Here is a 26,661-nt window from a genome sequence, read left to right on the forward strand (position 1 = left end):
TACGAGACCGGCGCGGGGACCCGTCGCGGGCGACGGGGTCGCTCGACCGGGTGGCGCGGCCGGCGCCCGCCGTCAGGTGCGCCCGCGCAGCGCCGGTACGTCGTACGCCAGCGTCCCGGCCGCCGCGTCCAGTTCCGCCCGTACGCCCAGCGCCATGGTCAGCGCCGAGTCGCCGTGCCCGAAGCCGAACTCCTCCACCACCGGGACGCCGAGCGGCCCGAGACGGTTCAGCAGCACCGCACGGATATCGTCGTACGGGCCACAGCGGGCCCACGAGCCGAGGACGACACCCGCGACGCCGTCCAGCCAACCGGCGCGCAGCAGCTGGGTCAGCGCGCGGTCCACGCGGTACGGGGGCTCGCCCACGTCCTCCAGCAGGAGCAGCCCGCCGGCCGCGCCCCGGCGGGCGTGCGGTGTGCCGAGGTCGGCGGCGAGCAGGGACAGGCAGCCGCCCAGCGTGACGCCGCTCGCCCGGCCGGACACCAGCGGCCGGGCGGTCGGCGGGGCGACGGTCCGCACCGACCCGGGCTCGAAGAGCGTGCGCCGCAGGTGCTCGCGGGTCGGCTCGTCCTTGAGGAACACCTCGCCCGCCACAGCCGGGCCGTGCAGCGTCACCACCCCGGCGCGCACCGCGAACGCCTCGTGGAGCGCCGTCACATCGCTGAAGCCGATGAGCGGCTTGGGGCCGTGTGCGCGAAAGGCCTCCCGCACCGCCGCCCAGTCCAGGAGGTCCGTCACCCGCTGCGCGCCGTAGCCGCCGCGCGCCGCGAACACCGCCGCGACGTCCGGGTCGCACAGCGCCTCCTGGAGGTCGCGCGCCCGCTCTTCGTCCGTGCCCGCCAGGTACGGCAAGCCGGCGTGCCGGCCGCGTACGTGCTGTGCCTCGACCGGGTCGAGGTCCCAGCCGCGCAGCAGGTCGGCCCCGGCATCCAGCCGCTCCGGCGCGACCGGGCCGCTCGGTGCGACGATGCGGACCCGGTCGCCGGGCGCCAGGCACCGGGGGCGTGCCGCGGTCCGCGCGAGGGTGTCCTCCACCGTCACTTCGTCAGCTCCAGTACGGGGACGTCCCCGCGGTCGATGCCGAAGGTCTGGGCGTACAGCGAGAGTTCCGCCTCCAGGGCGCGGACGATGGTGTCCGCGCGGCGGAAGCCGTGGCCCTCGCCCTCGAAGGCCAGGTAGGCGTGCGGGATGCCGTGGCCGGCGACCTTCGCGAGGAAGCGGTCGCACTGGGCGGGCGGGCAGACCGCGTCGTCCAGGCCCTGGAGGAGCAGGAAGGGCACGGAGATCCGGTCCGCGTGGTGCAGCGGCGACCGGTCGCGGTAGCGGTCCGGCACCTGGTCGCGCGGGCCGATCAGGCTCTCCAGGTACCGCGACTCGAAGTCGTGGGTGCCGTCCTCGGACCAGCCCGCCAGGTCGAGGACCGGGTAGCTGATCGTGGCGCAGGCGTACCGGCCGGTCGTCACGAGCGAGGCCGCGGCGGTCCAGCCGCCCGCGCTGCCGCCGCGGACGGCCAGCCGGGCCCGGTCGGCGGTGCCCTCGTCGGCCAGCGCCCCGGCGACGGCCGCGCAGTCCTCGACGTCCACCACGCCCCACTGTCCCCGCAGCCGCTCGCGGTAGGCCCGTCCGTAGCCCGTCGAACCGCCGTAGTCGACCACGGCGACACCGATGCCGCGGGAGGTGAAGTAGGCGGTCTCCAGGTTCAGTGCGAGCGGGACGCGGCTGGTGGGGCCGCCGTGCGCCCACACGACGTAGGGCGGCAGCTCGCCGTCGGGGGCGCGGTGGCCGGGGCTGTGCGGCGGATGGATGTACGCGTGGATGTCGCGGCCGTCGGGGCCGGTGAAGGTGCGGACCTGCGGCTCGGGGTAGTACGCCGGGTCCACCGCGTCGGTGTGCCGCGCCCCGATCACCCGGGCCCGGCCGGTGCAGATGTCCAGTTCCACGATCTCGTACGCGCTGCGCGGGCCGGCCGCGATGCCGATCACCCGGCTGCCGTGCACGGCCAGCGACGGTGCCCACTCCGTCCACGGCCCGGCCGCGTCCACCAGGTCGCCGCTGACCGGGTCGAGGATGCCGAGCGCGGTGGCGCCGCGGCCGTGCAGCACCGCGATGGTGCCGCCCTCCAGCGGCAGGAACCAGCGCGTCCCGATCTGCCAGAGCGGGCCGCCGAACTCCTCCTGCCGGGGCCGGCACAGGCGCCGCCCCGGCGTCCCGTCCGGCGCCGCCGGGTCCGCGCGGCGCAGCTCCCACCAGCCGTCGGCGTCGGAGACGTACAGCAGCGTGCCGTCCGCGTCCCACTCGACCTGCGCCACCGACTCCTCGGGCCCGCCGGCGAACTCCCGTACGCCGGTGAGGACGCCGTCGTCGGTGACGCCGGCGAGCAGCACGACCGTGCCGTCCCACGGCATCCGCGGGTGGTCCCAGGCGAGCCACGCCACGTGCCGCCCGTCCGGCGAGATCCGCGGGCCCGTCACGAAGCGGTGCCGGTCGTCGCTCAGTTCGCGCACCGCCGCGCGGTCCCCGGCCGCCGAGCCGTCCAGCGGCACCGCGGCGATCACCCGGCGCACATCGGTCGGCCGGGGGCCGGTGAACTCCTCCAGGACGCACCACACCTCGCCGCGGTCCGGGCGCAGGACGGGGTCGGCCCAGCGCAGCCCGCCGCCGACGGCCGAGACCGGGGTCAGGGGACGGGGCGGGGCGTCGTCGTCCGGTGCGTACGCGTACAGCCGCTGGTCGGCGAAGTCGCAGAAGACCACGACCGTGCGGCCGTCCGCGTCCACCGCGCCGGCCCAGGGCCGGCCGCCGTACTCGATGACCCGGTTGCGCACGTTCCACGGCGCGGGCAGCACGGTCTCCTCCGTGCCGTCGAACCGCCTGCGGACCAGGGCGCGCCGGCCGCCCTCCGCGGGGCGGGACTCGGTCCACCACACCTCGGCACCGACCACGCCGACGAATTCGGGGCGGCCGTCGTGCTCGGCGACCAGCCGGGCGTCGATCGGGGACGGCCAGGCTCCGTAGGGGGCCGTGGTCACCATGGTGGCGTTCCTCCTCAGTCGCTGGAGCCGCCAAGCCTGTCGTACGCGCGGCCGGGCATCAACCCGTACGTATCACCCTTCGACCGACCTCAGGAAGTGGTCCAGGACCCGCACGCCGAAGTGCAGCGCCGCCACCGGCACGCACTCGTCCACCCCGTGGAACAGCGCCTGGTAGTCGAAGCCCGCGGGCAGCTTGAGCGGCGAGAAGCCGTAACCGGCGATGCCCAGCCGGGAGAACTGCTTGGCGTCCGTCCCGCCCGACATGCAGTACGGGACCACGTGGCCGGCCGGGTCGAAGCGCTCGATCGCGGCCCGCATCGCCGCGTACGTGGGCGAGTCGACCGGGGCCTGGAGGGCCACCTCCCCGTGGTCGTACGCCCAGGTGACGTCGGGACCGGTGAGCCGGTCCATGGTGGTGCGGAACTCCGCCTCGCCGCCGGGGACCACCCGCCCGTCCACGTGGGCGACGGCGTTGCCCGGGATGACGTTGACCTTGTAACCGGCCTCCAGCATCGTCGGGTTGGCGCTGTTGCGGACCGTCGGCTCGACCAGCGCCGCCGACGGTCCGAGCTTGCTCAGCAGCGTGTCCACGTCGAAGTCCGGGGCGTCCAGGCGGGCCTCGATGCCGTGCAGGGCGGCCAGTTCGGTGAGCGCGGCGCGCACGGTGTCGGTGAGCCGCACCGGCCACCGGTGTTCGCCGATGCGGGCGACGGCCGCCGCGAGCCGGCTGACGGCGTTGGCCCGGTTGACCTTGGAGCCGTGCCCGGCCCGGCCCTCGGCGGTCAGTTTCAGCCAGGCCGTGCCGCGCTCGCCCGTCGCGACCGGGTACAGCCGCATGCCGCCGCCCGCGTGGAAGGTGAAGGCGCCGGACTCACTGATGCCTTCCGTACAGCCCTCGAACAGGCCGGGGTGGTGATCGGCGAGAAAGCCCGCGCCGTCGATGGCGCTGGCCTCCTCGTCGGCCGTGAAGGCCAGTACCAGGTCGCGCTTCGGCCGGACGCCGCTGCGCGCCCACTGCCGGACGGCCGCGAGCACCATCGCGTCCATGTTCTTCATGTCCACGGCACCCCGGCCCCACACGATGCCGTCCGCGACCTCGCCGGAGAACGGGTGCCGGCTCCAGTCGGCCGGCTCGGCGGGCACCACGTCCAGGTGCCCGTGCACCAGCAGGGCCGCCGCGCCGGGGTCCGAACCCTCGACGCGCGCGACCACGTTCGTACGGCCCGGACTGCGCTCCAGCAGCACCGGCTCCAGCCCGGCCTCCGCGAGGCGCTCCGCGACGTACTCGGCGGCCGGGCGCTCCCGGCAGTCGCCGCCGCCGCGGTTGGTGGTGTCGATCCGGATCAGGTCGGAGGTGAACCGCACCACCTCGTCGAGGGCCTGTCCGCCCACCGCGTCACCGGCGTGCTCGTCCGGCGCGCCCGCGCTGTCACCCATACTGTTCCTCCACCGCCGACGACACGACGGTGGTGACCGTCTTGAAGCAGCGAATCGCTTCGTACATGTTCTCGCTGGTGTACGCGGCGCGCCGCTCGCCGGTGCGCTCGACACCGGGCACACAGGTCGCCTGGCCCACCAGGTGCTCGGCGTCGAACTCCATCTCCACCGTGTACGGGCCGCCGCGTACGGGCTCGGTGCGCACCGCGAGCGCCGCGGCCTCCCGGGCCGCCGCCCGGATGTCGGCCGCCGTACGGGCCGGCGGCCGGCACACGGCCGCGTAGCGCGAGACGTAGTCCTTGACGGCCACCGCCCGCGCGCCGGGCGCGTACCCGGCGGCGTCCTCACAGGTCCGGTCGTCGCCGGTCACCAGCACCACGGGCACACCGTATTCGGCCACCACCAGGGAGTTGAGGTATCCCTCGCCGGCCCGCGTGCCGTTCACCCACACGCCCGTCAGGGAGTTGGCGAGGTAGGTGTGGGCCAGGACGCCTTCGGTGCCGGCGCCCGCGTGGTAGCCGACGAAGGCGATGCCGTCCACGTCGCCGTACTGCACGCCCTCCACCATGCTCAGCGCCTTGTGCTTGCCGGTGAGCAGCTGCGCGCGCTCGTCCAGCTCCTCCAGCAGCAGGTTGCGCATCGACCAGTGGGCCTCGTTGACCAGTACCTCGTCGGCGCCGCCGTCGAAGAACCCGGCGATCGCCGCGTTGACGTCGGAGGTGAACACCGGCCGGAACCGCTGCCACTGGGCGTGGCCGGGCAGGACGTCGTCCGGCCAGGTCACTCCGGTGGCGCCCTCCATGTCGGCGGAAATGAGGATCTTCACCATGCACCCGTCCCATCGCAGCTAGGAGGCGGCCCGCTCCGGCACCGGCCCGGCGGGCCACGCCGTAGCGCGCGCCACCGGGCAGGCTTTCCACCATAACCAGGACCGGCCACCGCGCTCCCGACCCGGCACGGGTGCGTCCGTACGGCCGGGTGCCGGGCCACACCCCCGTGGCGGTCCGGCACCCGGCCCTGCGGCGAGCCGTCCATGGACCAGCTGTAGGCGAGCCGGTCCTGCTTCCCGTCGTCCGGCACGGCGAAGCCGGACCGCTTGCCTCTGAGGTCACCGGTCTCGGGCAAGCCCGGCGCGCCGGCGAAGTGCGACTCGGTGACTACCGCGACCGGCCCGCCGGTCAGCAGACAGTCGATACGGTCCTGACGGGGCGACGGCGGAGAGAGGACGGCGGACGCGCGGCATGGTTCCTCCTGGATCGGGGCGCCGGTGGGGCCCACCGGTGGCCGGTGCTCCCGGCCGTGCACCACCGTGCCGCCCGCCGCGCCCGCCCCGCATCGCACTCCGGGCCGGGACGCCTCCGCCGTACGGGGGAAGCGCGGCGGTACCGCGGGCCGATGCGCGGGCGGCCCCGGTCCCTCCGGCGCCGGGTCGGGCGCCCGCCGCGGTCAGTCCGCCGCGCCCGCGACCAGCCAGTTGGTCGGGATCTCGATACGGGAGCCGTCCGCCCGGTACTCGGTCGTCATCAGCGGCAGCCGGCCGGTGCCGAGCACCCGCAGCCCGTAGGCGGCCAGCAGGCCGGGGACGACCGAATCGGCCATCTCGCCGGGCGCGATGCCGTGCGCGAGGACGGCCCGGAGCTTGCCGGGCGGGCCCTCGGGGCGCTGCGCCAGCGACACGAAGACGTCCCGCGATGCCTCGGCCGGTTCGACCGCGAAGATCCGGCCGCGCCGGCCCAGCAGCGTCGCGATGTTCGCCACGATCCGGGGCCGGTCGTCGGGCGCGCACTGGTGCAGTACGCCGCGCAGGTACACGTTGACGTCGCCCAGTTCACCGTGCAGCGCCCGCACCGCCGCCGGGTCGGCCGCGTCCAGGCACCGGTATTCGGCCACTCCGGACGGGTCGTCGGCGCGGGCGTGCGCGACGGCCGCGGCCGACAGGTCGACGCCGATCGCGCGCGGATAGCGCCCGGCCAGGAAGCGGGTCTGGGTGCCGTTGCCGCAGCCCAGGTCGACGACCGGCAGCGCGGCGTCGAAGTGGTCCGCGAACAGCGGCAGGTGCAGCTCGGCGGTCAGCGACGGATCGGAGTCCCAGAACACCTCCCCCTCGCCCGCCGGCGCGTCGCGCCAGAAACCTTCCCATGCCCGCAGGTAGTGGCTCGAACCGCTCATGGCCAATTGCTACTGCCGCACCCGAGCCCCTCGCAAGACCACTGACCGTTCTTTCATGCAAGGTTCGAGCCCGGCTCACGACCACTGCGCGTCCAGGTGTGTCCCGTACGGGGCAGATTCTGCTCGAACCACACCGTCTTGCCGGTTGCGGTCCGGCTCGTACCCCACTCCCGCGCGAGTCTGCTGACCACCCGCAGCCCGCGCCCGTACTCGTCGTCGTCCGCGGCACCCAGCATCTGCGGCAGGGCGTGGTCGTCGTCGGACACCTCGCACAGCAGGGCTTCCGTACGGACCAGCCGCAGCAGCACGTGCTGGGTGTGCGCATGCCGCACCGCGTTCGTGACGACCTCGCTGACCAGCAGCTCGGCGGTCTCCGACGCCGCCTGCAACCCCCACTGCGCCAGCCGGCCGCGGACGAGCCGGCGGGCCCGTCCCACTTCGCGCGCGTCGATGGCCAGCCGCCACTCGGCCACATCCTCGGGGGCGATCCCGTTGAGCCGCGCCATCAGCAGCGCCACGTCGTCCTTGCGGCCGCCGCGCACGTTCAGCGCGCGGATGATGGCGTCGCAGGCGTCGTCCATGGAGGCGGCCGGGTGGGCGGCGGACTCGGCGAGCGCCGCCAGCCCGACGCCTATGTCCTCGCCCCGCACCTCCACCAGGCCGTCGGTGCACAGCACCAGCCGGTCCCCCGCCGCGACCGGCACCGTGACCGACTCGAACGGCACGCCGCCGACGCCGACGGGCGCGCCGGTCGGCAGGTCCAGCAGCTCGCTGCGGCCGTCCACGGCCCGCACCAGGACGGGCGGGATGTGCCCGGCGTTGGCGATCACCACCTGCTGGCCGATCGGGTCGTAGACCGCGTACAGGCAGGTGGCGAGGTAGCTGTCGCCGAGCCGTTGTGCCAGGTCGTCCAGACTGCGCAGCAGCTGCGCCGGGTCCATGTCGATGGCGGCCATGGTCTGCACGGCCGTCCGCAGCTGGCCCATCATCGCGGCCGAGTTCAGGCCGTGGCCCATCACGTCGCCGACGACGAAGGCGGTGCGCGACCCGGGCAGCTTGATGGTGTCGAACCAGTCGCCGCCGACCCGGCCGAGGCGGGTGCCGGGCAGGTAGCGGGTGGCCGTGTCGCAGCCCGCCATGCGCGGTGCGATGTGCGGCAGCATGCTGTCCTGGAGCGTCTCGGCGACGTTCTCCTGGTAGGTGTACATGCGGGCGTTGTCCAGGACGAGGCCGGCCCGGGCGGCCAGTTCGGCGCCGGTGACCCGGTCCATGTCGTTGAACTCCATGCGCTCCGGGTGGCGCAGCAGGATCATGAAGCCCAGCACGACGTTGCGCGCCTTCAGGGGCACGATCAGCATCGAGCGGTTGTTGATCAGCGGGCTGATGTCCCGCTTCTCGAACTGGGCTGCGATCGCGTTGCCCAGCTGCTCGCTGATGCGCGGGATCAGCACCGGCTCGCCGGTGGTCATGCACTGGAAGAACGGCGTGTGCACGGGGAACGGCATCGACTCGCCGACCGGCACCACGTCGTCCCACCGGCCCGGCTCGTCGTTGTGCTCCACCGCGACGCGGTGCCACAGGGTCGTGGCGTCCGGCGGGCCGTCGGGGAACCCTTCGCCCGCGATGACCTGTTCGCGCAGGTAGGTGCCGGCGACATCGGTGAAGCGCGGCACGACGGCCTCGCTGACCTCCTGGATCGTGCGGGCCAGGTCCAGGGACGAGCCGATCCGGCCACTGACCTCGTTCAGGAACTCCAACCGCTCGCGGACGGCGGCGTATTCGAGGTCGGACTCCAGCTCCGCCCGGGCCGCGGCGGCGGCTCGGGCGTCCGGTGCGGTGTCCGCGGCGCGCTGCAGCCGGGCCCGCCGCTCCACCCGGCGCGGCACGCCCCAGTCCGGCGTGACCGGGAAGCGCTCCTGCTGGCTGATCTCCAGCACCGGATAGCCCAGTTCCAGCACCTGGGAGACGATCCGGGCGCTCTCCTGGGGGCTCATGCTCGGCAGGATCTGCGGCAGTTGGGCAGCCAGCACCTCCGAGCCGGGGAAGTCCGTGTGCAGGGCGAAGCCGGGCGCGAAGCGCTCGTTCTCCCCGGTGGTGCCGTCCGCGTCGCCGTGTCCGTGCAGCTGGTCGGCGTCCGCCGCCAGCACCAGCAGCCGCTCCGTACCCGGACCCACCAGCGGATACGCCCACCACAGGAGGTCGACGGTGCCGCGCTCCACGTCCGCCATGCGGGCGCGGCCCGCGGTGGGGTAGCCGGCCCGGCCGCCGAGCGATGCCTCCAGGTCGGGTCCGTCGAGCCGTTCGCCGTCCGGCTCCTGCGCCCGGTCCCGCGCCGACCACTCCTCCTCGCGGAGCGCTCCGGAGACCGGCATCAGATCCACGGCGGGCGTGCCCACCGCTTCCTCGCGGGTGGGTCCGAAGAGCCTGCGCGCGCCCGTGCTCCAGTGGGAGACCAGCCCGTCGGCGTCCACCACCACGACGGCGAGCGGTATCCGGCCGGGCACCAGGTCCCGCGGCGCCGGCACCCGAGGCACGGCGCCCACCCTGTCGTCGCCGTGCGACGGGCCACGCTCCATGGGCGGTTGCTCCTTCGTACACCGATCTTGCACCACCGCTACCACGGTACGACCGCGGGGTGACGGTGCGGGCGGCATTCACCGAATAGGTGGTGCGCCCCGCGCGAACGACCATGGCGCAAGCCGGCCGGTCGTCCCGCGGCGTACCGGAACGAGCGCCCCCGGTCGGGGTCTTGCGGGCGCCCGTATGGTGAGGACGTGCCCAGACGGACCGAACAGGTGACCGCGGGGGCCCGCCGGACCGCCACCCACCGGGCCGGGCGGCAGGCCGGCCCCGCACCGGACGTCTTCGCCCCGCGCGGCGGCAACGTCCAGGCCGACGGCCCGGTGCCGCTGCACCGCCTCGACGTTCCCGCCCCGCACCTGCTGCCCTTCGCCATCGGCTCGTTCGACACCATCGGGCCCCTGTCGCGGGCCGGGTTCCCGCACCGGCACTCCTTCCACGAGATCGTGTACGTGACGGGCGGCACCGGCAGCCACGTCCTCGACGAGTTCCGGTGGCCGCTGCGCCCGCCCCACCTGTGCTTCATCACCCCCGGCCGGGTGCACTACTGGGACCACGTCTCCGGCCTGCGCGGCTGGGTCATCCTGTTCACCGACGACTTCCTGCTGGCGCACCCGGGCGACCGGGACGCGCTGGCCGAACTGGGCGAGCGCCCGTGGATGCGCCCCGGACCGGAGGACGCGGCGCGGCTGGCCGGGCTGGTGCGCGAGATGCTGCGGGAGTACGGCGAGCGGGCCCCGTCCTTCAGGTCGGTGCTCCAGGCGCAGTTGCACATCCTCATCGCCCGTGCAGCGAGACTGTCCGCCCCGCCCAGCACACCACACCTCAAGGAGGCGGACGGTCCCGGCGAAGCGTCGGCCCGTCCCGGCGCCCGGCGCACCGACTCCGTGTCCGGCCGGGCCGCCCTGGTCGCCCGGGAGTTCACCCGGCTGCTCGCCCAACCGGGCTCGGCCGGCCGCTCCGTCCGGTCCTACGCCGATGAACTGGGCGTCTCCGTAGGGCACCTGACCGAGCTGGTCAAGCGCAGCACCGGCCGCACGCCCGGCCGGCTGATCCGGCACGCGCAGACCGTGGAGGCCAAGCGGCTGCTGGCCGGTTCCGGCCTGACGGTGGCTCAGGTGGCCCGCCGGGCGGGCTTCGCCGATCCGGCGTACTTCTGCCGCTTCTTCCGCCGGGAGACGGGTCTGAGCCCCGGCGACTTCCGCCGCGCGGCGGGCGGCACCGGAGGAATTCACCATGACCTCCGCGCCGAGTCCATCGAAGTGCGGCCACGGCCCGAATAGCGTCTGTCGCGGCCGTCGGCCGACCGGCGGCGCGGGCGCCCCGGCCCCTGCCACCCCGTACCCGGGCTCCGCGCTGCCCCGTCCCCCTTCCCCCTGCTCACAGGAGCGATGCGATGGAAGACGAACGTACGGACAGCACGGAGACCGCGCAGGACGGCGGTCCCCGCGGCGGGATCACCCGCAAGAACGTGCTCAAGGCCGCGGTCGCGGCGGTGCCGCTGCCGCTGCTGCTCGGCGGTGTCGCGCTGGCCCGGGACACCGAGCCCGCCGACGGGCCGCTCACCCCGACCCCGTACTGCGACGACGGCGACGACCCGACGCCGCCGCAGACCGAGGGCCCGTACTTCAAGCCGAACTCGCCGCTGCGCGACTCGCTGGTCCAGCCCGGTACGCAGGGCACCCGGCTCACCGTCAGCGGCTTCGTCTTCGGCCTGACCTGCCAGCCGCTGGCCAACGTCCTGCTGGACTGGTGGCAGGCGGACGTCAACGGCGCGTACGACAACGTGGGCTTCCGCTTCCGCGGGCACCAGTTCACCGACCAGCGCGGCGCGTTCCGGCTCACCACGATCGTGCCGGGCCTCTACCCGGGCCGCACCCGGCATCTGCACGTGAAGGTGCAGGCGCCCAACCAGCCGGTCCTGACCACGCAGCTCTACTTCCCCGGCGAGCCGCGGAACAACACCGACCCGATCTTCAACCCCGCGCTGCTGATGAACGTGCGGCAGAACGGGCCGGCCAAGGAAGGGTCGTTCGACTTCGTCCTGCGGGTACGCGGCTCGTCCACCCCGTCCCCGACCGGCCGGCCGACCACGCCCGGCGGCACCTGGGCCGCCGGGACCGACTACCGCACGGGGGACCAGGTCGGCTACGACGGTGTCGCGTACACGTGCCTGCAACCGCACACGGCGCGCGCGGGGTGGGAGCCCCCGGCCGTCCCGGCACTGTGGCGCCGCACCTGAGCCGGGACGTCCGGTGACCGGCCCGCGTACCCGGGCCGGTCGGGCCGGTGCCGGTGTCGCGTGACCGGCGCCGGCCGTGCGCGGGCGCGCGGTCAGTCCCCGTGGCCGAGGTGGAGATCGCGCTCGGTCCGGCCGCCGCCCGTGACCTGGAGGACCGTCGCCACCGGCGGGTAGCCCGCGGCGATGACGGTGTACTCGCCCGCCGACAGGTCGACGAAGCGGAACAGCCCGTCCGGGCCGGTGGTCGCGGTGTCCACCACGTTGCCGGCCGCGTCCAGCAGGGTGACCCGGGCGTCCCCGACGGGCCGCCCGTCACCGGCCCGGACGGTGCCCCGCAGCACCGCGCCGCCCGTCAGCTCGATGTCCTGCCGGGTCTCCCGGGCGGCCTGGACGGCGACCGGCAGCGCGACGGGCCGGCAGGCGGGGGCACTGGCGGCGAGGGTGTAGTCGCCGGCCACCAGCTCCGGCAGGACGTAGCCGCCCTCGCGCCCGCTGCGGGCGGTGGCCACCACCTCGCCGCGCACGTCCGTCAGCGTGACCGTGGCGTCGCGTACCGGGATGCCGTCGGCGGTGGTGACCGAGCCGGTCAGCCGGCCGGCCCCGGCGAGCACCACGTCCAGGCCGACCGGCCGTTCGCCGACCGTGACCGCGACCGCCTGCGGCCGGTGCCCGCCGGCTGCGGCGATCAGCACATACGCGCCGGAGCCCGGTGTGCTGAGCGCGTACCGGCCGTCGTCGCCGGTCGCGCCGCGCCCCACCTGGCGGCCGCCGGGGTCGATGAGCGTGAGGGCGGCGCGGGGCACCGTGCTGCCGTCGCGGTGCCGGACCGTGCCGCACACCGGGACTCCGGGTACGGACGGGTCGTCGGCGGCCGGTGCGTACGGCGCGGGCGCGGGTGCAGGGGCAGGCGGGGGCGCCGGCTCCGGGCGTTCCGGTGCGGGCGGGGCGGCCGCCTCGGTACGCGCCTGCGGAACGGGGAGCACGTCCCGCTGCCCGACGGGCGGGGAGCCGGGGAGCGGGGCGGGTGAGACGTACGGGACATGGGGCACCAGAGGGGTCTCTTTCAGGAAGACGGCAAGCAGCAGGCCCAGCAGGAGCACCGGCAGCAGGTAGAGGAAGACGCGCGGCACGGTGTGCGCGTAGGCCGCGGCCGGACTGTCGCGCAGCACCGCGGGCACCGCGCCGACCAGCCCCGGAACCAGCGACTCCGGCTCGGTGTGCCGGCCGGTCCCGGCCGCACCGCGGACGAGGTGCGCCGCCAGCCGGTCGGCGAGGAAGGTGACGAAGAGGCCCGCGGCAACACTGCCGCCGAGCCGCCGCAGGGTGGTGCCGGTGGCGGGGACGGGCCCGGCACGGCGTACGGAGTGGCGTACGGCCTGCACGAGCACCGGCAGCACACAGCCGACGCCCAGGCCGAGCACGCCCGTTCCGAGGCTGTGCACCGGCCGGCCAGGGTCCTGCGGCATCCGGCACAGCAGCCACATCGCGCCGCCCGCCAGCGCGCAGCCCAGGACCGGGAAGACGCGGTGGCGGCCGGTACGGCGGACGAGGTGGCCGCAGAGCGCCGCGCCCAGCACGAGACCGGCCGTCGCCGGCAGCATCAGCAGGCCGGACCGGGTGGGCGACGCCCCGTCGGCGACCGGCAGGAAGGTCGGCAGGTAGCCCGCGGCGCCGAAGAGCGCGGCGCCCAGGACGGCGCCGGTCAGCCCCGTGACGGCGAACACCGTGTCCCGGAACAGGTGGAGCGGCAGCAGCGGGTCGGCGGCGAAGTACTCGACGGCGACGAACAGCAGGGCGGTGCCGAGCGCGCCCAGCGCGAGCCCGATGACCGTCCGTGAGGTCCAGGCGTACTCCGTACCGCCCCAAACGGCCAGCAGGACGAGGCAGGTGGCGCACGCGGCCAGCGACAGGGCGCCCGCCAGGTCCGCCTTGGGCCGTACGGTCGGCCGCGGCAGCCGCGGTACGAAAGCGGTCGCGAGCAGCGCGAGGACGCCGAACGGCGCGCCTGCGAGGAAGCACCAGCGCCAGGAGGCGTGGTCGGTGAGATAGCCGCCGAGCGCCGGGCCCGCCGCGCCGACGAGCCCGCAGACGGCGCCCGTCAGCCCGGTGAAACGGCCGCGTACGCCCAGCGGTACGAAGGCCGCGAGGACCGACTGGACACCGATCACCAGTCCCCCGGCGCCGACGCCCTGGAGGGCGTGGAAGGCGGTGAGTCCGCCCGTCGTGTGTGCGCGGCCGGCCAGCACCGAGCCCGCGGTGAACAGGAGGGCGGCGACGACGAGGGCCGTCCGGCGGCCGGCCACGTCGCCGAGCTTGCCGTGCAGGGGCAGGCCGGCCGCGGCGGCGAAGAGGAACGCGGTCAGCGCCCAGGACACGGGCGCCGGGCCGCGCAGCTCGCCGGCGATCTCCGGGAGCGCGGTGACCGCGGCCGTCGGGCCGAGGGCCGCGGGCAGCAGGGCCAGCGGCAGACCGAGGAGGAAGCCCGGTGTCCGGCGCAGGCCGGCGGGCGGGCCGGCACCGTCCGGCCAGGCCGGACGGGCATCCGGTTCCCCCGCCCACCGTCCCTGTTCGATCAGGGTGGTACCGCCCACGTACTGCTCCCCTCGTCACGCCTGCGCCACCGCCCCTTTCTCGCACCGGGCGACGAGGGCGTTCAAGCGCGGTGGACGGGGGTGCGCGGGGTGGCGCCGGGCCCAACTACGGTGCCGGGAGCGCCCGTCGGGCGCCCATCAGGGGTTTCCCGGAGGTGGCGGTACGTTCCGGCACGGACGGCGGGCCGCCGGAAACCACCCGAACCGGTGAGCTTGCCGCGGCTCCCGGAGGGGCCGCGGCGGCGCCCGGTGCGTCGGCGGGGGCGGGCTACTTCTCCATCTCCGTGGCGAGGTTGGCGAGCACCGCGTCGTAGATGCGGCCCAGCCCCTTGGGCGCGAAGGTCCGCTCGAAGAAGCCGCCGATGCCGCCCGCGCCCTGCCACGTCGTGGTGACGACGACCTTCGCGCGGCCCTGGCCGGCCGGGGTGACCACCCAGGTCGTCACCATGGAGGAGTTGCGGTCCTTCTCCACCAGCTGCCCGTCGGCCGGCTCGTCCACCTCCAGCAGGCAGTCGCGCACCCGCTTGCTGGTGGCCTGGAGCTTCCAGTGGACGAGGGTGCCCTTGCCGTCGCCGCCCTCGCGCACCTCGTACTCGCTGAAGTGCTCGGGCAGCAGCTTGCGGCGCGTACCGCTGTAGTCGGCGAGCGCGTCGAACACGTCCTCCGGGTCCGCCGCGATCTCGCGCTGCGTGGTGGCCTCGACCTGGCCCATGTGTCTCTTCCTCCGGTGCTCGTCTGCCGTACCCGCGGCCCCGCGGGTACGACCGGCGCCGTGCCGCGCCGCAGGGACACCACCTTAGGCGCGCCCCGGACCGGTGGACGCCCCGCCGTACAGGCGGCCCCCGGCCCGGCGACGCGTCCGGGGCGTGGCTTGACAGGCCACATGGGAACAGTTGTTCTATTATCGCCGACAGCGGGGCCGCCGGGCCCCGGGGAACAGCGCCCGGGCGGGGGAGCCGTGGCGCCGGGACACAGCCGGGGACAGACCGCCGGGGGGCCGAGGGACGCAGGAGGAAGCGCGATGCGCTGGGAGAATCTGGGCGAGCGGACCGCCGCCCTCTTCGGCACGGACGTCGTCAGCCGTACGGTCGACACCCCCGAATTCCGGGGGATCACCTTCCATGAGGTGCGCGCCCGCTCGATCATCAACCAGGTGCCCGGCGCCTCCCGGATGCCGTTCGAACGGACGGTGAACCCGTACCGCGGCTGCACCCACGCCTGTGTGTACTGCTTCGCCCGCAAGACCCACGGCTACCTCGACCTCGACACCGGGCTGGGCTTCGACTCCCAGATCGTGGTGAAGGTCAACGCGCCCGAGCTGCTGCGGCGCGAGCTGGCCGCACCGCGCTGGCACGGCGACCACATAGCCATGGGCACCAACGTCGACTGCTACCAGCGCGCCGAAGGCCGCTACCGGCTCATGCCCGGCATCCTCAGCGCCCTCCGCGACCGCGCCAACCCCTTCTCCATCCTCACCAAGGGCACGCTGATCCTGCGCGACCTCGATCTGCTGCGGCAGGCCGCCGCGGTCACCGACGTCGGCGTGTCCGTCTCGGTCGGCTTCGTCGACCGGGAGCTGTGGCGCACCGTCGAGCCCGGCACGCCCGCACCGGAGCGCCGGCTGGACGTCGTGCGCACCCTGGCCCGCCACGGCATCCCGGCCGGGGTCCTGATGGCACCGGTGATCCCCTTCCTCGGCGACTCCCCCGGCCGGCTGCGCGCGACCGTCCGGGCCGTCGCGGCCGCCGGCGCCACGTCCGTGACCCCTCTCGTCCTGCATCTGCGCCCCGGCGCCCGGGAGTGGTTCATGGCCTGGCTGGCCCGGCACCACCCGCATCTGGTGGGCCGCTACGAGCGGATGTACGCGGACGGCGCGTACGCCCCCAAGTGGTACCAGCGCCGTATCACGCGCCAGGTGCACGACCTGGCGGCCGAGTACGGTATCGGCCCCGCCCGCGCCGGGGAGGCGCGGCGCATCACCCGGCCGGCACCCGGCACACCACGGGAGCGGGCCACCGGCACACCGGCCCCGCACGGTCCCGCTCCCGCGCACACGCAGCTGGCGCTGCTGTGACCACCCGCCGGACTACGCCCCGGCCGTCGCGAGGGCGCGGGCGAGCCGGTCCCGGGCCCGGGTCTGCGCGGCTATCCGCTCGTCGATGACGGCGAGCCGCTCGCGGGCTATGCGCAGCCCCTCCGCCGACGGTGGTGCCGTCGTCATGTCGCCGTCCAGGCAGGCCGCGAAGCAGCCCACGTCGGACAGGGTCAGTCCGGCGTCCAGCAGATGGCGGATGTTGCGCACGCGGACGGCCGCGCCCGCGTCGTACGTCCGGTATCCGTTGTCCGCGCGGACCGACGCGATCAGTCCCGCCCGCTCGTAATGCCGCAAGGCCCGCGGGGACGCCCCCGTCACCGCCGCCAGCTCACCGATCCGCACCGGCCCCACCTCCCGCCATTGTTGTAGCAGCAGGTACCGACAACGCCCGCGAGAGGGCGGTTGCTCGCAGGTCGGACGGCCGGGCGGGCCGGGCGGGCCGGGCGGACGGGCCGCGCGGGCAGCGGGCGTCAGGCGACCACCGCCCCGCCGTCGACCGGCAGGATCACCCCCGTCACGAACGACGCCCCGGGCGACGCGAGCTGTACGACGGCCCACGCGACCTCCTCCGGCCGCCCCACCCGCCCCAGCGGCGTGTGCCCGACCTGCCACTCCCGTATCGCCTCCCGCTGCTGCGCCGACAGCCCCTGGTGCTCGCCGATCGGGGTGTCGATGGCGCCGGGCGCGACCCCCACGACGCGCACGCCGCGCGGCGCCAGCTCCACCGCCCAGCTGCGGGTGAGCAGTTCGAGTCCGGCCTTCGTGGCGCCGTAGACGGCGTTCCCCGGCCAGGCCCGCTGACCGACCGAGGTGCTGATGTTCACCACCACCCCGCCGGTCTCCTCCAGGTGCGGCAGCGCCGCCTGTGTCAGCAGCACCGGTGCCACCAGGTTCGTCGCGAGCTGCGGTGCGATCCGCTCCCGGGTCAGTGTCCCCAGGCGCCCGCTGCCCACGATCCCGGCGTTGTTGACCAGCACGTCCACCCGCCCGTGCCGCCGTACCGCGAACTCGACGATCTCCTCGGCGGCCCCGTCGGCGGTGATGTCGGCGGCGTACGGCTCGATCGTCCGGTACCCGTCCGCCGCCTCGGCCAGCGGTCCGGGGCGGCGGCCCACCGCGACCACCCGGTCCCCGCCCGCCGCGAACCGCCGCGCCGTCGCCCGCCCGATCCCGGTCCCCGCCCCGGTCACGACGACGACGCAGCCCTGCTCCTGCTGCCGCTCACGCGGCTGTTCCGTGCTCATGCGCCGCAGTCTGAAACGTTGTCGCCAGTGGCAAGGTCAACCGCATAGCCTCCGGCACATGCACACCGTGCGGATACGGGACATGACCGCGGACGACATCGACGCGGTGGCGGCCATCCGGGTACGCGGCTGGCAGACCGCCTACGCGGGGCTCATGCCGCAGACGTACCTGGACGGCCTGAGCGCGGCGGAGGAGGCCGGACGCCGGCGCGCGTTCTTCGCCGCGGCGCCGCCCGAGGTGGTCGATCTCGTGGCCGAGCGGGACGGCGGCCTCGTCGGCTGGGCCGTCTTCGGCCCGGCCCGCCTGCCCGGCGGGAGCCCGCCGAGCACGTCCGAAGGCGAGCTGTACGCCCTCTACCTCCCTCCGGAGCAGATCGGTACGGGCGTCGGGCGCGCCCTGCTGGACGCCTGTCTGCTGCGGGCCGCGCGGAACGGTTTCCGCACCCTGAGCCTGTGGGCGGTCAAGGGCAACGCGCGCGCCCGCCGCTTCTACGAGCGGGCCGGTTTCCTGGCGGACGGCGCGGAGGACACCTCCGACGTCGCGGGCACGGCCGTACCGGAGGTGCGCTACCGGCGTACCCTCGCGCCGCCCGCTCCCGGCCGGCGGCCACGCCCTGCCCCCGGCCCGTAGCGGCGCCCGCCTCCGGCCCGGAGACGCCCCCGGCGCTCCCTCATGACCCCGCCCGCTCCCCCGGCTCCTCCTGGACGCCCAGGCGGGCCAGGGAGGCGGCCGCCGCGGCGGCGAGGCGGGGGTGGGCGCGGGCCGCGGTGAGGGCCGGGACCGCACGGCGGTCGCCCAGCGCGCCCAGGCCCTCGACACAGGCGAGGGCCACGCGCCAGTACGGGTTGTGCGGGGTGAGGAGGCGTTCCAGGGTCGCGATCAGGGCGGGAACGGATTCGGGGGCGCGCAGTTCGGCGAGCAGGCGGACCGGATGCAGGGCGTAGGCGGTGCGCAGCGGGTTGGTGGCGAGCGCGGCGGCGGCGCGGGCGGTGCGCGGGTCGCCGAGGCGGCCGAGGGCGTGCGCGGCGGTGGCGCAGCGCACCGGGTCGCGGTAGTTGAGCAGCAGGACGAGGGTCTCGAAGGCGCGGCGGTCGCCCGCGCTCCCCAGGATGAACGCCGCGATCTCCCGCGCCCACAGCGGGCGCTCGACCGCGGTGAGCACCCGGGCCAGTTCCTCGCGCCCCGCCGGGGTGTTCTTCCGCGCCAGCCCCAGCAGCCGCTCGTAGGCGACGAGGTCCTGCGGGGAGCGGAGTTCGGCCCGCACCCGGTCCGTCAACTCGTGGAATTCGTCTTCCATTTGCCGCTCCCTCCCGCGGATTTCTCACGGTACGTGCGACGTGGCCCGAGCCACAGCCTAAATCCCGGCGCCACCCCTGGCGCTGTTGGTTACCGGCGAGTTAATCTGCTGGGCACGGGCAGCACCCCTGCCCCGGCGGCCTGGTGACGCAGCCGCCACAGCGTGCAGTCGGTTCGGCGTCCAGCACGACGCTCACGGCGCGGCCCCGGGACAGGGCCCGCCGCGGCAACACCCGCCCGGTCCATGCCTGGTGTGCATGTGCCCGGCCCCTCCTCAGTCGTCACTTCCCGCCTGCGCACACGGGCCCTCCTCGCTTCGGGAACCTCTGTCGCACGGGATCCACTCCCTGGAGTCTCGCGATGGACCCTCAGTCCACACCCGACCGCCCGGCCGGCGCCGCCGCCGTCCCCAAGGTCTCCACCGTCTCCACCGGCCCTTCGCCCGCCGCGGTGCCCCGCACGCCCGCCACCGTGGCCGTCGTCGGCCTCGGCACGATGGGCACCGGCATCGCCGAGGTGCTCACCCGCGCGGGCCACGAGGTGATCGGCATCGACATCGACGACGCCGCCGCCCGCCGGGCCGTCGCGGCCCTGGAGGCGTCCACCGCGCGGGCGGTGCGCCGGGAGCGCGTCACCGAGCGCGAGCGGCAGGACGCGCTGGCCCGGTTCCGTACGTTCCGCGACCTCCAGGCCGCCGCCGAGGCGGACCTCGTCATCGAGGTCGTGCCGGAGGACTACGAGCTCAAGCGGCAGGTCTTCACCGCGCTCGACGACATCGTGCGGCCCGACGCCATCCTCGCCACCGGCACCAACGCCCTGTCCGTGACCCGGCTGGCGGCCGACTCCCGGCGCCCGGAGCGCGTCCTGGGCCTGCACTTCTTCAACCCGGCGCCGGCCATGCGGCTGGTCGAGGTGGTCTCCTCCGTGCTGACCGCGCCGGCCGCCGTCACGGCCGTCACCGAGCTGGCCCGGGAGCTGGGCAAGGACCCGATCGCGGTCGGCGACCGGCCCGGCTTCGTCGCCGACGGCCTGCTGTTCGGCTACCTGAACCAGGCCGCCGCGATGTACGAGTCGAAGTACGCCACCCGCGAGGACATCGACGCCGCGATGCGGCTGGGCTGCGGGCTGCCCATGGGGCCGCTGGCACTGCTCGACCTGATCGGGGTGGACACCGCCCGCACGGTGCTGGAGGCCATGTACGCCGCCTCCCGCGACCGGCTGCACGCGCCCGCGCCGATCCTGGGCCAGCTCGCCGAGGCGGGACTGACCGGCCGCAAGGCGGGCCGCGGCTTCTACACGTACGAGGCGCCGGGCAGCGCGGTCGTCGTGCCGGACGACCGGTCGCCCGCCGAGACCCACGACCTCGCCGCCGGGCGCCCGGTGCGCGGTGTCGGAGTGGCCGGTTCCGGGACGATGGCGAGCGGGATCGCCGAGGTCTTCGCCAAGGCCGGGTTCCCGGTGGTGCTGGCGGCCCGCAGTCTGGAGAAGGCCGAGGCGGCCAAGGCGCGGATCGGCAGGTCGCTGGACCGCTCGGTGGCCAGGGGGCGGCTGACCGCCGAGGCGCGGGACACCGCGCTGGCCGCGGTCACCGCCGCCGGGTCGCTGGACGCCTTCGCCGACGTGGACCTGGCGGTCGAGGCGGTCGCGGAGGACCTGACGGTCAAGCAGCAGCTCTTCGCGCACTTGGACAAGGTCTGCAAGCCGGGCGCCGTGCTCGCCACCACGACCTCCTCGCTGCCGGTCGTGGCCTGCGCCCGGGCCACCTCGCGCCCGCAGGACGTGATCGGCATGCACTTCTTCAACCCGGCGCCGGCCATGAAGCTGGTCGAGGTGGTGCGGACGGTGCTGACCGCGGACGACGTGCACGCGACCGTGCGCGCGGTCTGTGCCCAGGTGCGCAAGCACCCGGTGGACTGCGGCGACCGGGCCGGGTTCATCGTCAACGCGCTGCTGTTCCCGTACTTGAACAACGCGGTCAAAATGGTGCAGGAGCACTACGCGACCCCGGACGACATCGACGCCGCGATGAAGCTGGGCGGCGGCTACCCGATGGGCCCGTTCGAACTGCTGGACGTGGTGGGCCTGGACGTGTCGCTGGCCATCGAGAAGGTGCTGCACGCCGAGTTCCGCGACCCGGGCCTGGCACCGGCCCCGCTGCTGGAACACCTCGTCGCCGCGGGCTGCCTGGGCCGCAAGACCGGCCGCGGCTTCCGTGAGTACGCCCGGCGCTGACGCGTGGCGGACGGCCCGGCCGCCGGCCGGCGGCGGATGGGGCGGGCTGCTGGATCCCCCCGGCGGCCCGCTCCCGCCCGGAGGGGCCCGTGCGACGGCTGATGCCGCAGGCAGCGGGAATATGCAGTACCGTCCCCACATGTCCCAGCCCGCCCGTACGCAGCCGTCCGACGGAACCGAAGCCACCACCCCCGGCACCCGCCGGGCCGCCGCCCAACGCCTGAAGATGCGCCGCGAACTGGCGGCCGCCGCGATGGAGCTGTTCGCTGCCAAGGGCTACGAGGCGACGACGGTCGACGAGATCGCGGCCGCGGCCGGCGTCGCCCGCCGCACGTTCTTCCGCCACTTCCGCTCCAAGGAAGAGGCGATCTTCCCGGACCACGACGACACCCTCGTACGGGCCGAGGCCGTCCTGGACGCCGCGCCGCCGCACGAGCACCCGCTCGACACGGTCTGCCGCGGCATCAAGGAGGTCATGCGGATGTACGCGGCCTCCCCCGCCGTCTCCGTGGCCCGCTACCGGCTGACGCGCGAGGTGCCCACCCTCCGCGAGGCCGAGATCGCCTCGGTGGCCCGCTACGAACGCCTCTTCACCCGCTACCTCCTCGGCCACTTCGACGAGGGCGCCCACCATGAGGGCGACGACGACCCGCTGCTCGCGGAGGTCGCCGCCTCCGCCGTGGTCACCGCGCACAACCACGTACTGCGGCGCTGGCTGCGGGCGGGCGCCGAGGGGGACGTGGAGGCCCAGCTGGACCACGCCTTCGCGATCGTCCGCGCCACCTTCGGCACGGGCATCGGCGCGGGCCGCGGCCGGTCCGGTGAGGCGCGTCAGGAGCCGCCGGCGCGGGCGGCGAAGCAGGGTGAGGTGCTGGTGACCGTGGCCCGTACGGACGCGCCGCTGGACGAGGTCATGCGCACGATCGAGAAGGCGCTCAAGCAGCGGCCCTGAGGACGGACGGCGGCCGGGGGTGGTGTGCACCACCCTCGGTGCCGGTGCCGCATCTGTCGCCTGGCCCCTTAAAAGGCGACATTTCACCATAGCGACCGGACACCCGGCCGCTCATGCGTGCCCCTTGGGCGACAACTGAGAGAAATTGTTGGCACTCAGTGTCTTGTCGGCTGGCACGCGGTGTCATACCTTGATGTTGTCCGGGCGGCCGGAGCGCAGCGATCCACGCGCGCCGGCTGTCCCAGCAGGCCCTTCGTGCCTGCCCGCCCGGACGCCTGCGTCACAGGCACCCTCACCGCGCTCACCAGCGCTGCCGGAACACCCCTCAGCCGAACCGACGGCATCGCCTCTGCACCACCCCCGACGTTCCCTCAAGCCGTTCCCTCGACAGGCTTCGCCGGAGGCACACCGTGAACCAGATACTTGATGCGATCCTCGCGCCGGAGAGCACCAGCGAGGACTTCGCCGCTCTGCCCCTGCCCGACTCCTACCGCGCGGTGACCGTGCACAAGGACGAGGCCGACATGTTCGACGGCCTCTCCACCAAGGAGAAGGACCCCCGCAAGTCACTGCACGTCGAAGAGGTGCCGGTGCCCGAACTGGGCCCCGGCGAGGCCCTGGTGGCCGTCATGGCCTCCTCGGTCAACTACAACAGCGTGTGGACATCGATCTTCGAGCCGGTCTCCACGTTCGCCTTCCTGGAGCGCTACGGCAGGCTGTCCCCGCTCACCAAGCGCCACGACCTGCCGTACCACGTCATCGGCTCCGACCTGGCGGGCGTCGTGCTGCGCACCGGCCCCGGTGTGAACTCCTGGAAGCCCGGTGACGAGGTCGTCGCGCACTGCCTGTCCGTCGAGCTGGAGTCCGCCGACGGGCACAACGACACGATGCTCGACCCCGAGCAGCGCATCTGGGGCTTCGAGACCAACTTCGGCGGCCTCGCCGAGATCGCGCTCGTCAAGTCCAACCAGCTGATGCCCAAGCCGGGCCACCTGAGCTGGGAGGAGGCGGCGGCCCCCGGGCTGGTCAACTCCACCGCGTACCGCCAGCTGGTCTCCCGCAACGGCGCCGGCATGAAGCAGGGCGACAACGTGCTGATCTGGGGCGCCAGCGGCGGACTCGGCTCGTACGCCACGCAGTTCGCGCTGGCCGGCGGCGCCAACCCGGTCTGCGTCGTCTCCAGCGAGGACAAGGCGGAGATCTGCCGGAAGATGGGCGCCGAGGCGATCATCGACCGCAAGGCCGAGGGCTACCGGTTCTGGAAGGACGAGCGGACCCAGGACCCGAAGGAGTGGAAGCGCTTCGGCAAGCGCATCCGTGAACTCACCGGCGGCGAGGACATCGACATCGTCTTCGAGCACCCCGGCCGCGAGACCTTCGGCGCCTCCGTGTACGTCACCCGCAAGGGCGGCACCATCACCACCTGCGCCTCGACGTCCGGCTACATGCACGAGTACGACAACCGCTACCTGTGGATGTCGCTGAAGCGCATCGTGGGCTCGCACTTCGCCAACTACCGCGAGGCGTGGGAGGCCAACCGCCTGATCGCCAAGGGCAAGATCCACCCGACGCTGTCCAGGACGTACCCGCTGGAGGAGACCGGGCAGGCGGCGTACGACGTGCACCGCAACCTCCACCAGGGCAAGGTCGGCGTGCTCGCGCTGGCCCCCGAGGAGGGCATGGGCGTGCGCGACGCGGAGAAGCGCGCCGAGCACATCGACGCCATCAACCGGTTCCGGAACGTCTGACCCGGACGGACCCCGAGAGTACGGACCAACATGACCGAACGTCACAAGGATCGTCCGTGGCTGATGCGGACCTACGCCGGGCACTCCACCGCCGAGGCGTCCAACGCGCTCTACCGGCGCAACCTCGCCAAGGGCCAGACGGGCCTGTCGGTCGCCTTCGACCTGCCGACGCAGACCGGTTACGACCCGGACCACGTCCTCGCCCGCGGCGAGGTCGGCCGGGTCGGGGTCCCCGTCTCGCACCTCGGTGACATGCGGCGGCTGTTCCAGGACATCCCCCTGGAGCAGATGAACACCTCGATGACCATCAACGCCACCGCCATGTGGCTGCTGGCGCTGTACGAGGTCGTCGCCGAGGAGCAGGGCGCCGACATCGCCAAGCTGTCGGGCACGACGCAGAACGACATCGTCAAGGAGTACCTCTCGCGCGGGACGCACGTCTTCCCGCCGGGGCCGAGCCTGCGGCTGACCACCGACATGATCGCGTACACGGTGGCGCACATCCCCAAGTGGAACCCGATCAACATCTGCAGCTACCACTTGCAGGAGGCGGGCGCCACGCCGGTGCAGGAGATCGCGTACGCGATGAGCACCGCGGTCGCCGTGCTCGACGCCGTACGCGACTCGGGGCAGGTGCCGCCGGAGAAGTTCGGTGACGTGGTCGCACGGATCTCCTTCTTCGTCAACGCCGGGGTCCGGTTCATCGAGGAGATGTGCAAGATGCGGGCCTTCGGCCGCATCTGGGAGCAGGTCACCCGCGAGCGGTACGGCGTCCGGAACCCCAAGCAGCGCCGCTTCCGCTACGGCGTCCAGGTCAACTCGCTCGGCCTGACCGAGGCGCAGCCGGAGAACAACATCCAGCGGATCGTGCTGGAGATGCTGGCCGTCACCCTCTCCAAGGACGCCCGGGCCCGCGCCGTCCAGCTCCCGGCCTGGAACGAGGCGCTGGGCCTGCCGCGGCCCTGGGACCAGCAGTGGTCGCTGCGCATCCAGCAGGTGCTGGCCCACGAGTCGGACCTGCTGGAGTACGAGGACATCTTCGCCGGGTCGCACGTCGTCGAGGCCAAGGTCGAGGAGCTGGTCCGGGGCAGCCTGGCGGAGATGGCCCGGATCGAGGAGATGGGCGGGGCGCTGGCCGCCGTCGAGTCGGGCTATCTGAAGGCGCAGCTGGTCTCCTCGCACGCGGAGCGGCGGGCCCGCATCGAGGCGGGCGAGGAGAAGATCGTCGGCGTCAACTGCTACGAGTCGACCGAGCCGAACCCGCTCACCGCCGACCTGGACACCGCCATCATGACCGTCGACCCGGACAACGAGGCGGGCGTGGTGCGGGCGCTGCACGCGTGGCGGGACAACCGCGACGAGGCCCGTGCGCAGGAGGCGCTGTCGGCCCTGAAGAAGGCCGCGGCCGGCGACACGAACCTGTTCGCCGCGACCCTCGAATGCGCCCGCGCGGGGGTCACCACCGGCGAGTGGGCCTGGGCCCTGCGGGACGTCTTCGGCGAGTTCCGGGCGCCGACCGGCGTCTCCGGCGCGCCGCTCGCCGTCACCGCCGAGGCCGGCACCCCGCTCGCCGCGGTCCGCGCGAAGGTCGAGCGGACCGCCGCCGACCTGGGCGGCGGCCGGCTGCGCCTGCTGGTCGGCAAGCCCGGCCTGGACGGGCACAGCAACGGCGCGGAGCAGATCGCCGTACGGGCCAGGGACGCCGGCTTCGAGGTGGTCTACCAGGGCATCCGGCTGACCCCGGAGCAGATCGTCACGGCGGCCGTCGCCGAGGACGTGCACTGCGTGGGCCTGTCGATCCTGTCCGGCTCGCACGCCGAGCTGGTGCCGGACGTGCTGGCCCGGCTGCGCCGCAGCGGCGCCGCCGACATCCCCGTCATCGTGGGCGGCATCATCCCCGCCGCCGACGCGGCGGCCCTCCGGGAAGCCGGAGTGGCGGCCGTCTTCACCCCGAAGGACTTCGGTATCACGGAGATCATCGGCCGTATCGTCGACGAGATCCGTACCGCGAACAAGCTCGACCCCCTGGAGGTCCCCGCATGACCCAGCCGTCGCCCGCCACCACCCCGGCCCCCGCCTCCGGTGGCAACCGCCTTCGCCCGCGCCGTTCCTGCCTGGCCGTGCCCGGCAGCAACCCGCGCTTCCTGGAGAAGGCCCAGGGCCTCCCCGCCGACCAGGTCTTCCTGGACCTGGAGGACGCCTGCGCGCCGCTGGCGAAGCCGGGGGCGCGGCACACCATCGTCGACGCGCTGAACAACGGCGACTGGACCGGCAAGACGCGCGTCGTGCGGGTCAACGACTGGACCACGGAGTGGACCTACCGGGACGTCATCACCGTCGTCGAGGGCGCCGGCCAGAACCTGGACTGCATCATGCTGCCCAAGGTGCAGGACGCCCAGCAGGTCGTCGCGCTGGACCTGCTGCTCACCCAGATCGAGAAGGCCATGGGCTTCGAGGTGGGCCGGATCGGCATCGAGGCGCAGATCGAGAACGCCAAGGGCCTGGTGAACGTGGACGCCATCGCCGGCGCCTCGCCGCGCCTGGAGACCATCATCTTCGGCCCGGCCGACTTCATGGCCTCCATCAACATGAAGTCGCTGGTGGTGGGCGAGCAGCCGCCCGGGTACGGCGCGGACGCGTACCACTACATCCTCATGCGCATCTTGATGGCGGCGCGGACCCACGACCTCCAGGCGATCGACGGCCCCTACCTCCAGATCAAGAACGTGGAGGGCTACAAGGACGTCGCCCGGCGCGCGGCGGCGCTGGGCTTCGACGGCAAGTGGGTGCTGCACCCGGGCCAGGTCGAGGCCGCCAACGAGGTCTTCTCGCCCACCCAGGAGGACTACGACCACGCGGAGCTGATCCTGGACGCGTACGCGTGGCACACCTCCGAGGCGGGCGGGAAGAAGGGCTCCGCGATGCTCGGTGACGAGATGATCGACGAGGCCAGCCGCAAGATGGCGCTCGTCATCGCCGGAAAGGGCCGGGCCGCCGGTATGACCCGTACCTCGAAGTTCGAAGCCCCGGAGGCGTGAGCGC

At 74.1% G+C, this 26,661-nt stretch carries 19 protein-coding genes and 1 pseudogene; 9 read left to right on the forward strand and 11 right to left on the reverse strand.

Going from position 1 to position 26,661, the window contains the following annotated elements; genetic code table 11:
• Positions 1–72: 72 nt before the first annotated feature.
• The 6 genes from ACH4FX_RS22305 to ACH4FX_RS22330 form a co-directional block, all read right to left on the reverse strand.
• Positions 73–1,041: an LD-carboxypeptidase gene (locus tag ACH4FX_RS22305; RefSeq protein ID WP_398481488.1), complete on the reverse strand. Its 969-nt coding sequence runs from the start codon at positions 1,039–1,041 to the stop codon at positions 73–75.
• A complete protein-coding gene (locus ACH4FX_RS22310; protein ID WP_398481490.1) occupies positions 1,038–3,032 on the reverse strand; it encodes a prolyl oligopeptidase family serine peptidase in 1,995 nt (664 codons plus the stop codon). Before ACH4FX_RS22310 ends, ACH4FX_RS22305 begins: the two co-directional genes overlap by 4 nt.
• A 72-nt stretch (positions 3,033–3,104) precedes the next feature.
• On the reverse strand, positions 3,105–4,469 hold the full coding sequence (locus ACH4FX_RS22315; RefSeq protein ID WP_398481491.1) for a M20/M25/M40 family metallo-hydrolase: 1,365 nt from the start codon (positions 4,467–4,469) through the stop codon (positions 3,105–3,107).
• Complete coding sequence (locus ACH4FX_RS22320) at positions 4,462–5,295, reverse strand: M55 family metallopeptidase (RefSeq protein ID WP_398481648.1); 834 nt, start codon at positions 5,293–5,295, stop codon at positions 4,462–4,464. The genes ACH4FX_RS22315 and ACH4FX_RS22320 overlap by 8 nt, the downstream gene beginning before the upstream one ends.
• 620 nt (positions 5,296–5,915) lie before the next feature.
• On the reverse strand, positions 5,916–6,638 hold the full coding sequence (locus ACH4FX_RS22325) for a class I SAM-dependent methyltransferase (protein WP_398481493.1): 723 nt from the start codon (positions 6,636–6,638) through the stop codon (positions 5,916–5,918).
• A 53-nt stretch (positions 6,639–6,691) separates the two neighbouring features.
• Positions 6,692–9,214, reverse strand: a complete 2,523-nt coding sequence (locus ACH4FX_RS22330; RefSeq protein ID WP_398481495.1) for a SpoIIE family protein phosphatase — start codon at positions 9,212–9,214, stop codon at positions 6,692–6,694.
• A 333-nt stretch (positions 9,215–9,547) separates the two neighbouring features.
• Between ACH4FX_RS22330 and ACH4FX_RS22335 the strand changes: the two genes are divergently transcribed.
• Positions 9,548–10,501: a helix-turn-helix domain-containing protein gene (locus tag ACH4FX_RS22335; protein WP_398481650.1), complete on the forward strand. Its 954-nt coding sequence runs from the start codon at positions 9,548–9,550 to the stop codon at positions 10,499–10,501.
• A 113-nt stretch (positions 10,502–10,614) separates the two neighbouring features.
• Positions 10,615–11,460 carry a carbohydrate-binding protein gene (locus tag ACH4FX_RS22340; protein WP_398481497.1) on the forward strand — a complete coding sequence of 282 codons (846 nt, stop codon included), beginning with the start codon at positions 10,615–10,617 and terminating at the stop codon, positions 11,458–11,460.
• 92 nt (positions 11,461–11,552) lie between these two features.
• Here ACH4FX_RS22340 and ACH4FX_RS22345 read toward each other — a convergent pair whose 3' ends face one another.
• Positions 11,553–14,051 (reverse strand): MFS transporter, encoded by a 2,499-nt coding sequence (locus tag ACH4FX_RS22345; protein ID WP_398481499.1) that lies wholly within the window; start codon positions 14,049–14,051, stop codon positions 11,553–11,555.
• A gap of 268 nt (positions 14,052–14,319) precedes the next feature.
• Positions 14,320–14,763 carry an SRPBCC family protein gene (locus tag ACH4FX_RS22350; RefSeq protein ID WP_398481500.1) on the reverse strand — a complete coding sequence of 148 codons (444 nt, stop codon included), beginning with the start codon at positions 14,761–14,763 and terminating at the stop codon, positions 14,320–14,322.
• A 309-nt stretch (positions 14,764–15,072) separates the two neighbouring features.
• Between ACH4FX_RS22350 and ACH4FX_RS22355 the strand changes: the two genes are divergently transcribed.
• The gene (locus ACH4FX_RS22355; RefSeq protein ID WP_398481502.1) at positions 15,073–16,125 is read left to right on the forward strand and encodes an Rv2578c family radical SAM protein; all 1,053 of its coding nucleotides are present in this window, start codon (positions 15,073–15,075) and stop codon (positions 16,123–16,125) included.
• A 12-nt stretch (positions 16,126–16,137) separates the two neighbouring features.
• Here the strand turns inward: ACH4FX_RS22355 and ACH4FX_RS22360 are convergent, their stop codons facing one another.
• Positions 16,138–16,488 carry a MerR family transcriptional regulator gene (locus ACH4FX_RS22360; protein ID WP_398481504.1) on the reverse strand — a complete coding sequence of 117 codons (351 nt, stop codon included), beginning with the start codon at positions 16,486–16,488 and terminating at the stop codon, positions 16,138–16,140.
• Positions 16,489–16,616: 128 nt separating this feature from the next.
• Complete coding sequence (locus ACH4FX_RS22365) at positions 16,617–17,390, reverse strand: SDR family NAD(P)-dependent oxidoreductase (RefSeq protein WP_398481506.1); 774 nt, start codon at positions 17,388–17,390, stop codon at positions 16,617–16,619.
• Between the two features lie 58 nt (positions 17,391–17,448).
• On the opposite strand from ACH4FX_RS22365, the gene ACH4FX_RS22370 reads away from it, so the two are divergent.
• Positions 17,449–18,021 (forward strand): GNAT family N-acetyltransferase, encoded by a 573-nt coding sequence (locus ACH4FX_RS22370; RefSeq protein ID WP_398481507.1) that lies wholly within the window; start codon positions 17,449–17,451, stop codon positions 18,019–18,021.
• A gap of 40 nt (positions 18,022–18,061) precedes the next feature.
• Here ACH4FX_RS22370 and ACH4FX_RS22375 read toward each other — a convergent pair whose 3' ends face one another.
• A complete protein-coding gene (locus tag ACH4FX_RS22375; RefSeq protein WP_398481509.1) occupies positions 18,062–18,688 on the reverse strand; it encodes a HEAT repeat domain-containing protein in 627 nt (208 codons plus the stop codon).
• 359 nt (positions 18,689–19,047) lie between these two features.
• Between ACH4FX_RS22375 and ACH4FX_RS22380 the strand changes: the two genes are divergently transcribed.
• From ACH4FX_RS22380 to ACH4FX_RS22400, 5 genes and pseudogenes are all read left to right on the forward strand, one after another.
• Entirely contained in the window at positions 19,048–20,919 is a 1,872-nt protein-coding gene (locus tag ACH4FX_RS22380; RefSeq protein WP_398481511.1) for a 3-hydroxyacyl-CoA dehydrogenase family protein, read from the forward strand.
• Between the two features lie 139 nt (positions 20,920–21,058).
• Positions 21,059–21,871 carry a TetR family transcriptional regulator gene (locus ACH4FX_RS22385; RefSeq protein WP_398481513.1) on the forward strand — a complete coding sequence of 271 codons (813 nt, stop codon included), beginning with the start codon at positions 21,059–21,061 and terminating at the stop codon, positions 21,869–21,871.
• Between the two features lie 410 nt (positions 21,872–22,281).
• On the forward strand, positions 22,282–23,619 hold the full coding sequence (ccrA, locus tag ACH4FX_RS22390) for a crotonyl-CoA carboxylase/reductase (RefSeq protein ID WP_398481515.1): 1,338 nt from the start codon (positions 22,282–22,284) through the stop codon (positions 23,617–23,619).
• Positions 23,620–23,631: 12 nt separating this feature from the next.
• Positions 23,632–25,662 (forward strand): annotated as a pseudogene (locus ACH4FX_RS22395) (protein meaA); the annotation flags it as partial.
• Positions 25,659–26,657 carry an HpcH/HpaI aldolase/citrate lyase family protein gene (locus ACH4FX_RS22400; RefSeq protein WP_398481517.1) on the forward strand — a complete coding sequence of 333 codons (999 nt, stop codon included), beginning with the start codon at positions 25,659–25,661 and terminating at the stop codon, positions 26,655–26,657. The pseudogene ACH4FX_RS22395 and the gene ACH4FX_RS22400, both read left to right, overlap by 4 nt.
• The last annotated feature ends 4 nt before the right edge of the window (positions 26,658–26,661 follow it).

Source organism: Streptomyces sp. NPDC018019, from assembly GCF_044327805.1.
GTDB lineage: Bacteria > Actinomycetota > Actinomycetes > Streptomycetales > Streptomycetaceae > Streptomyces.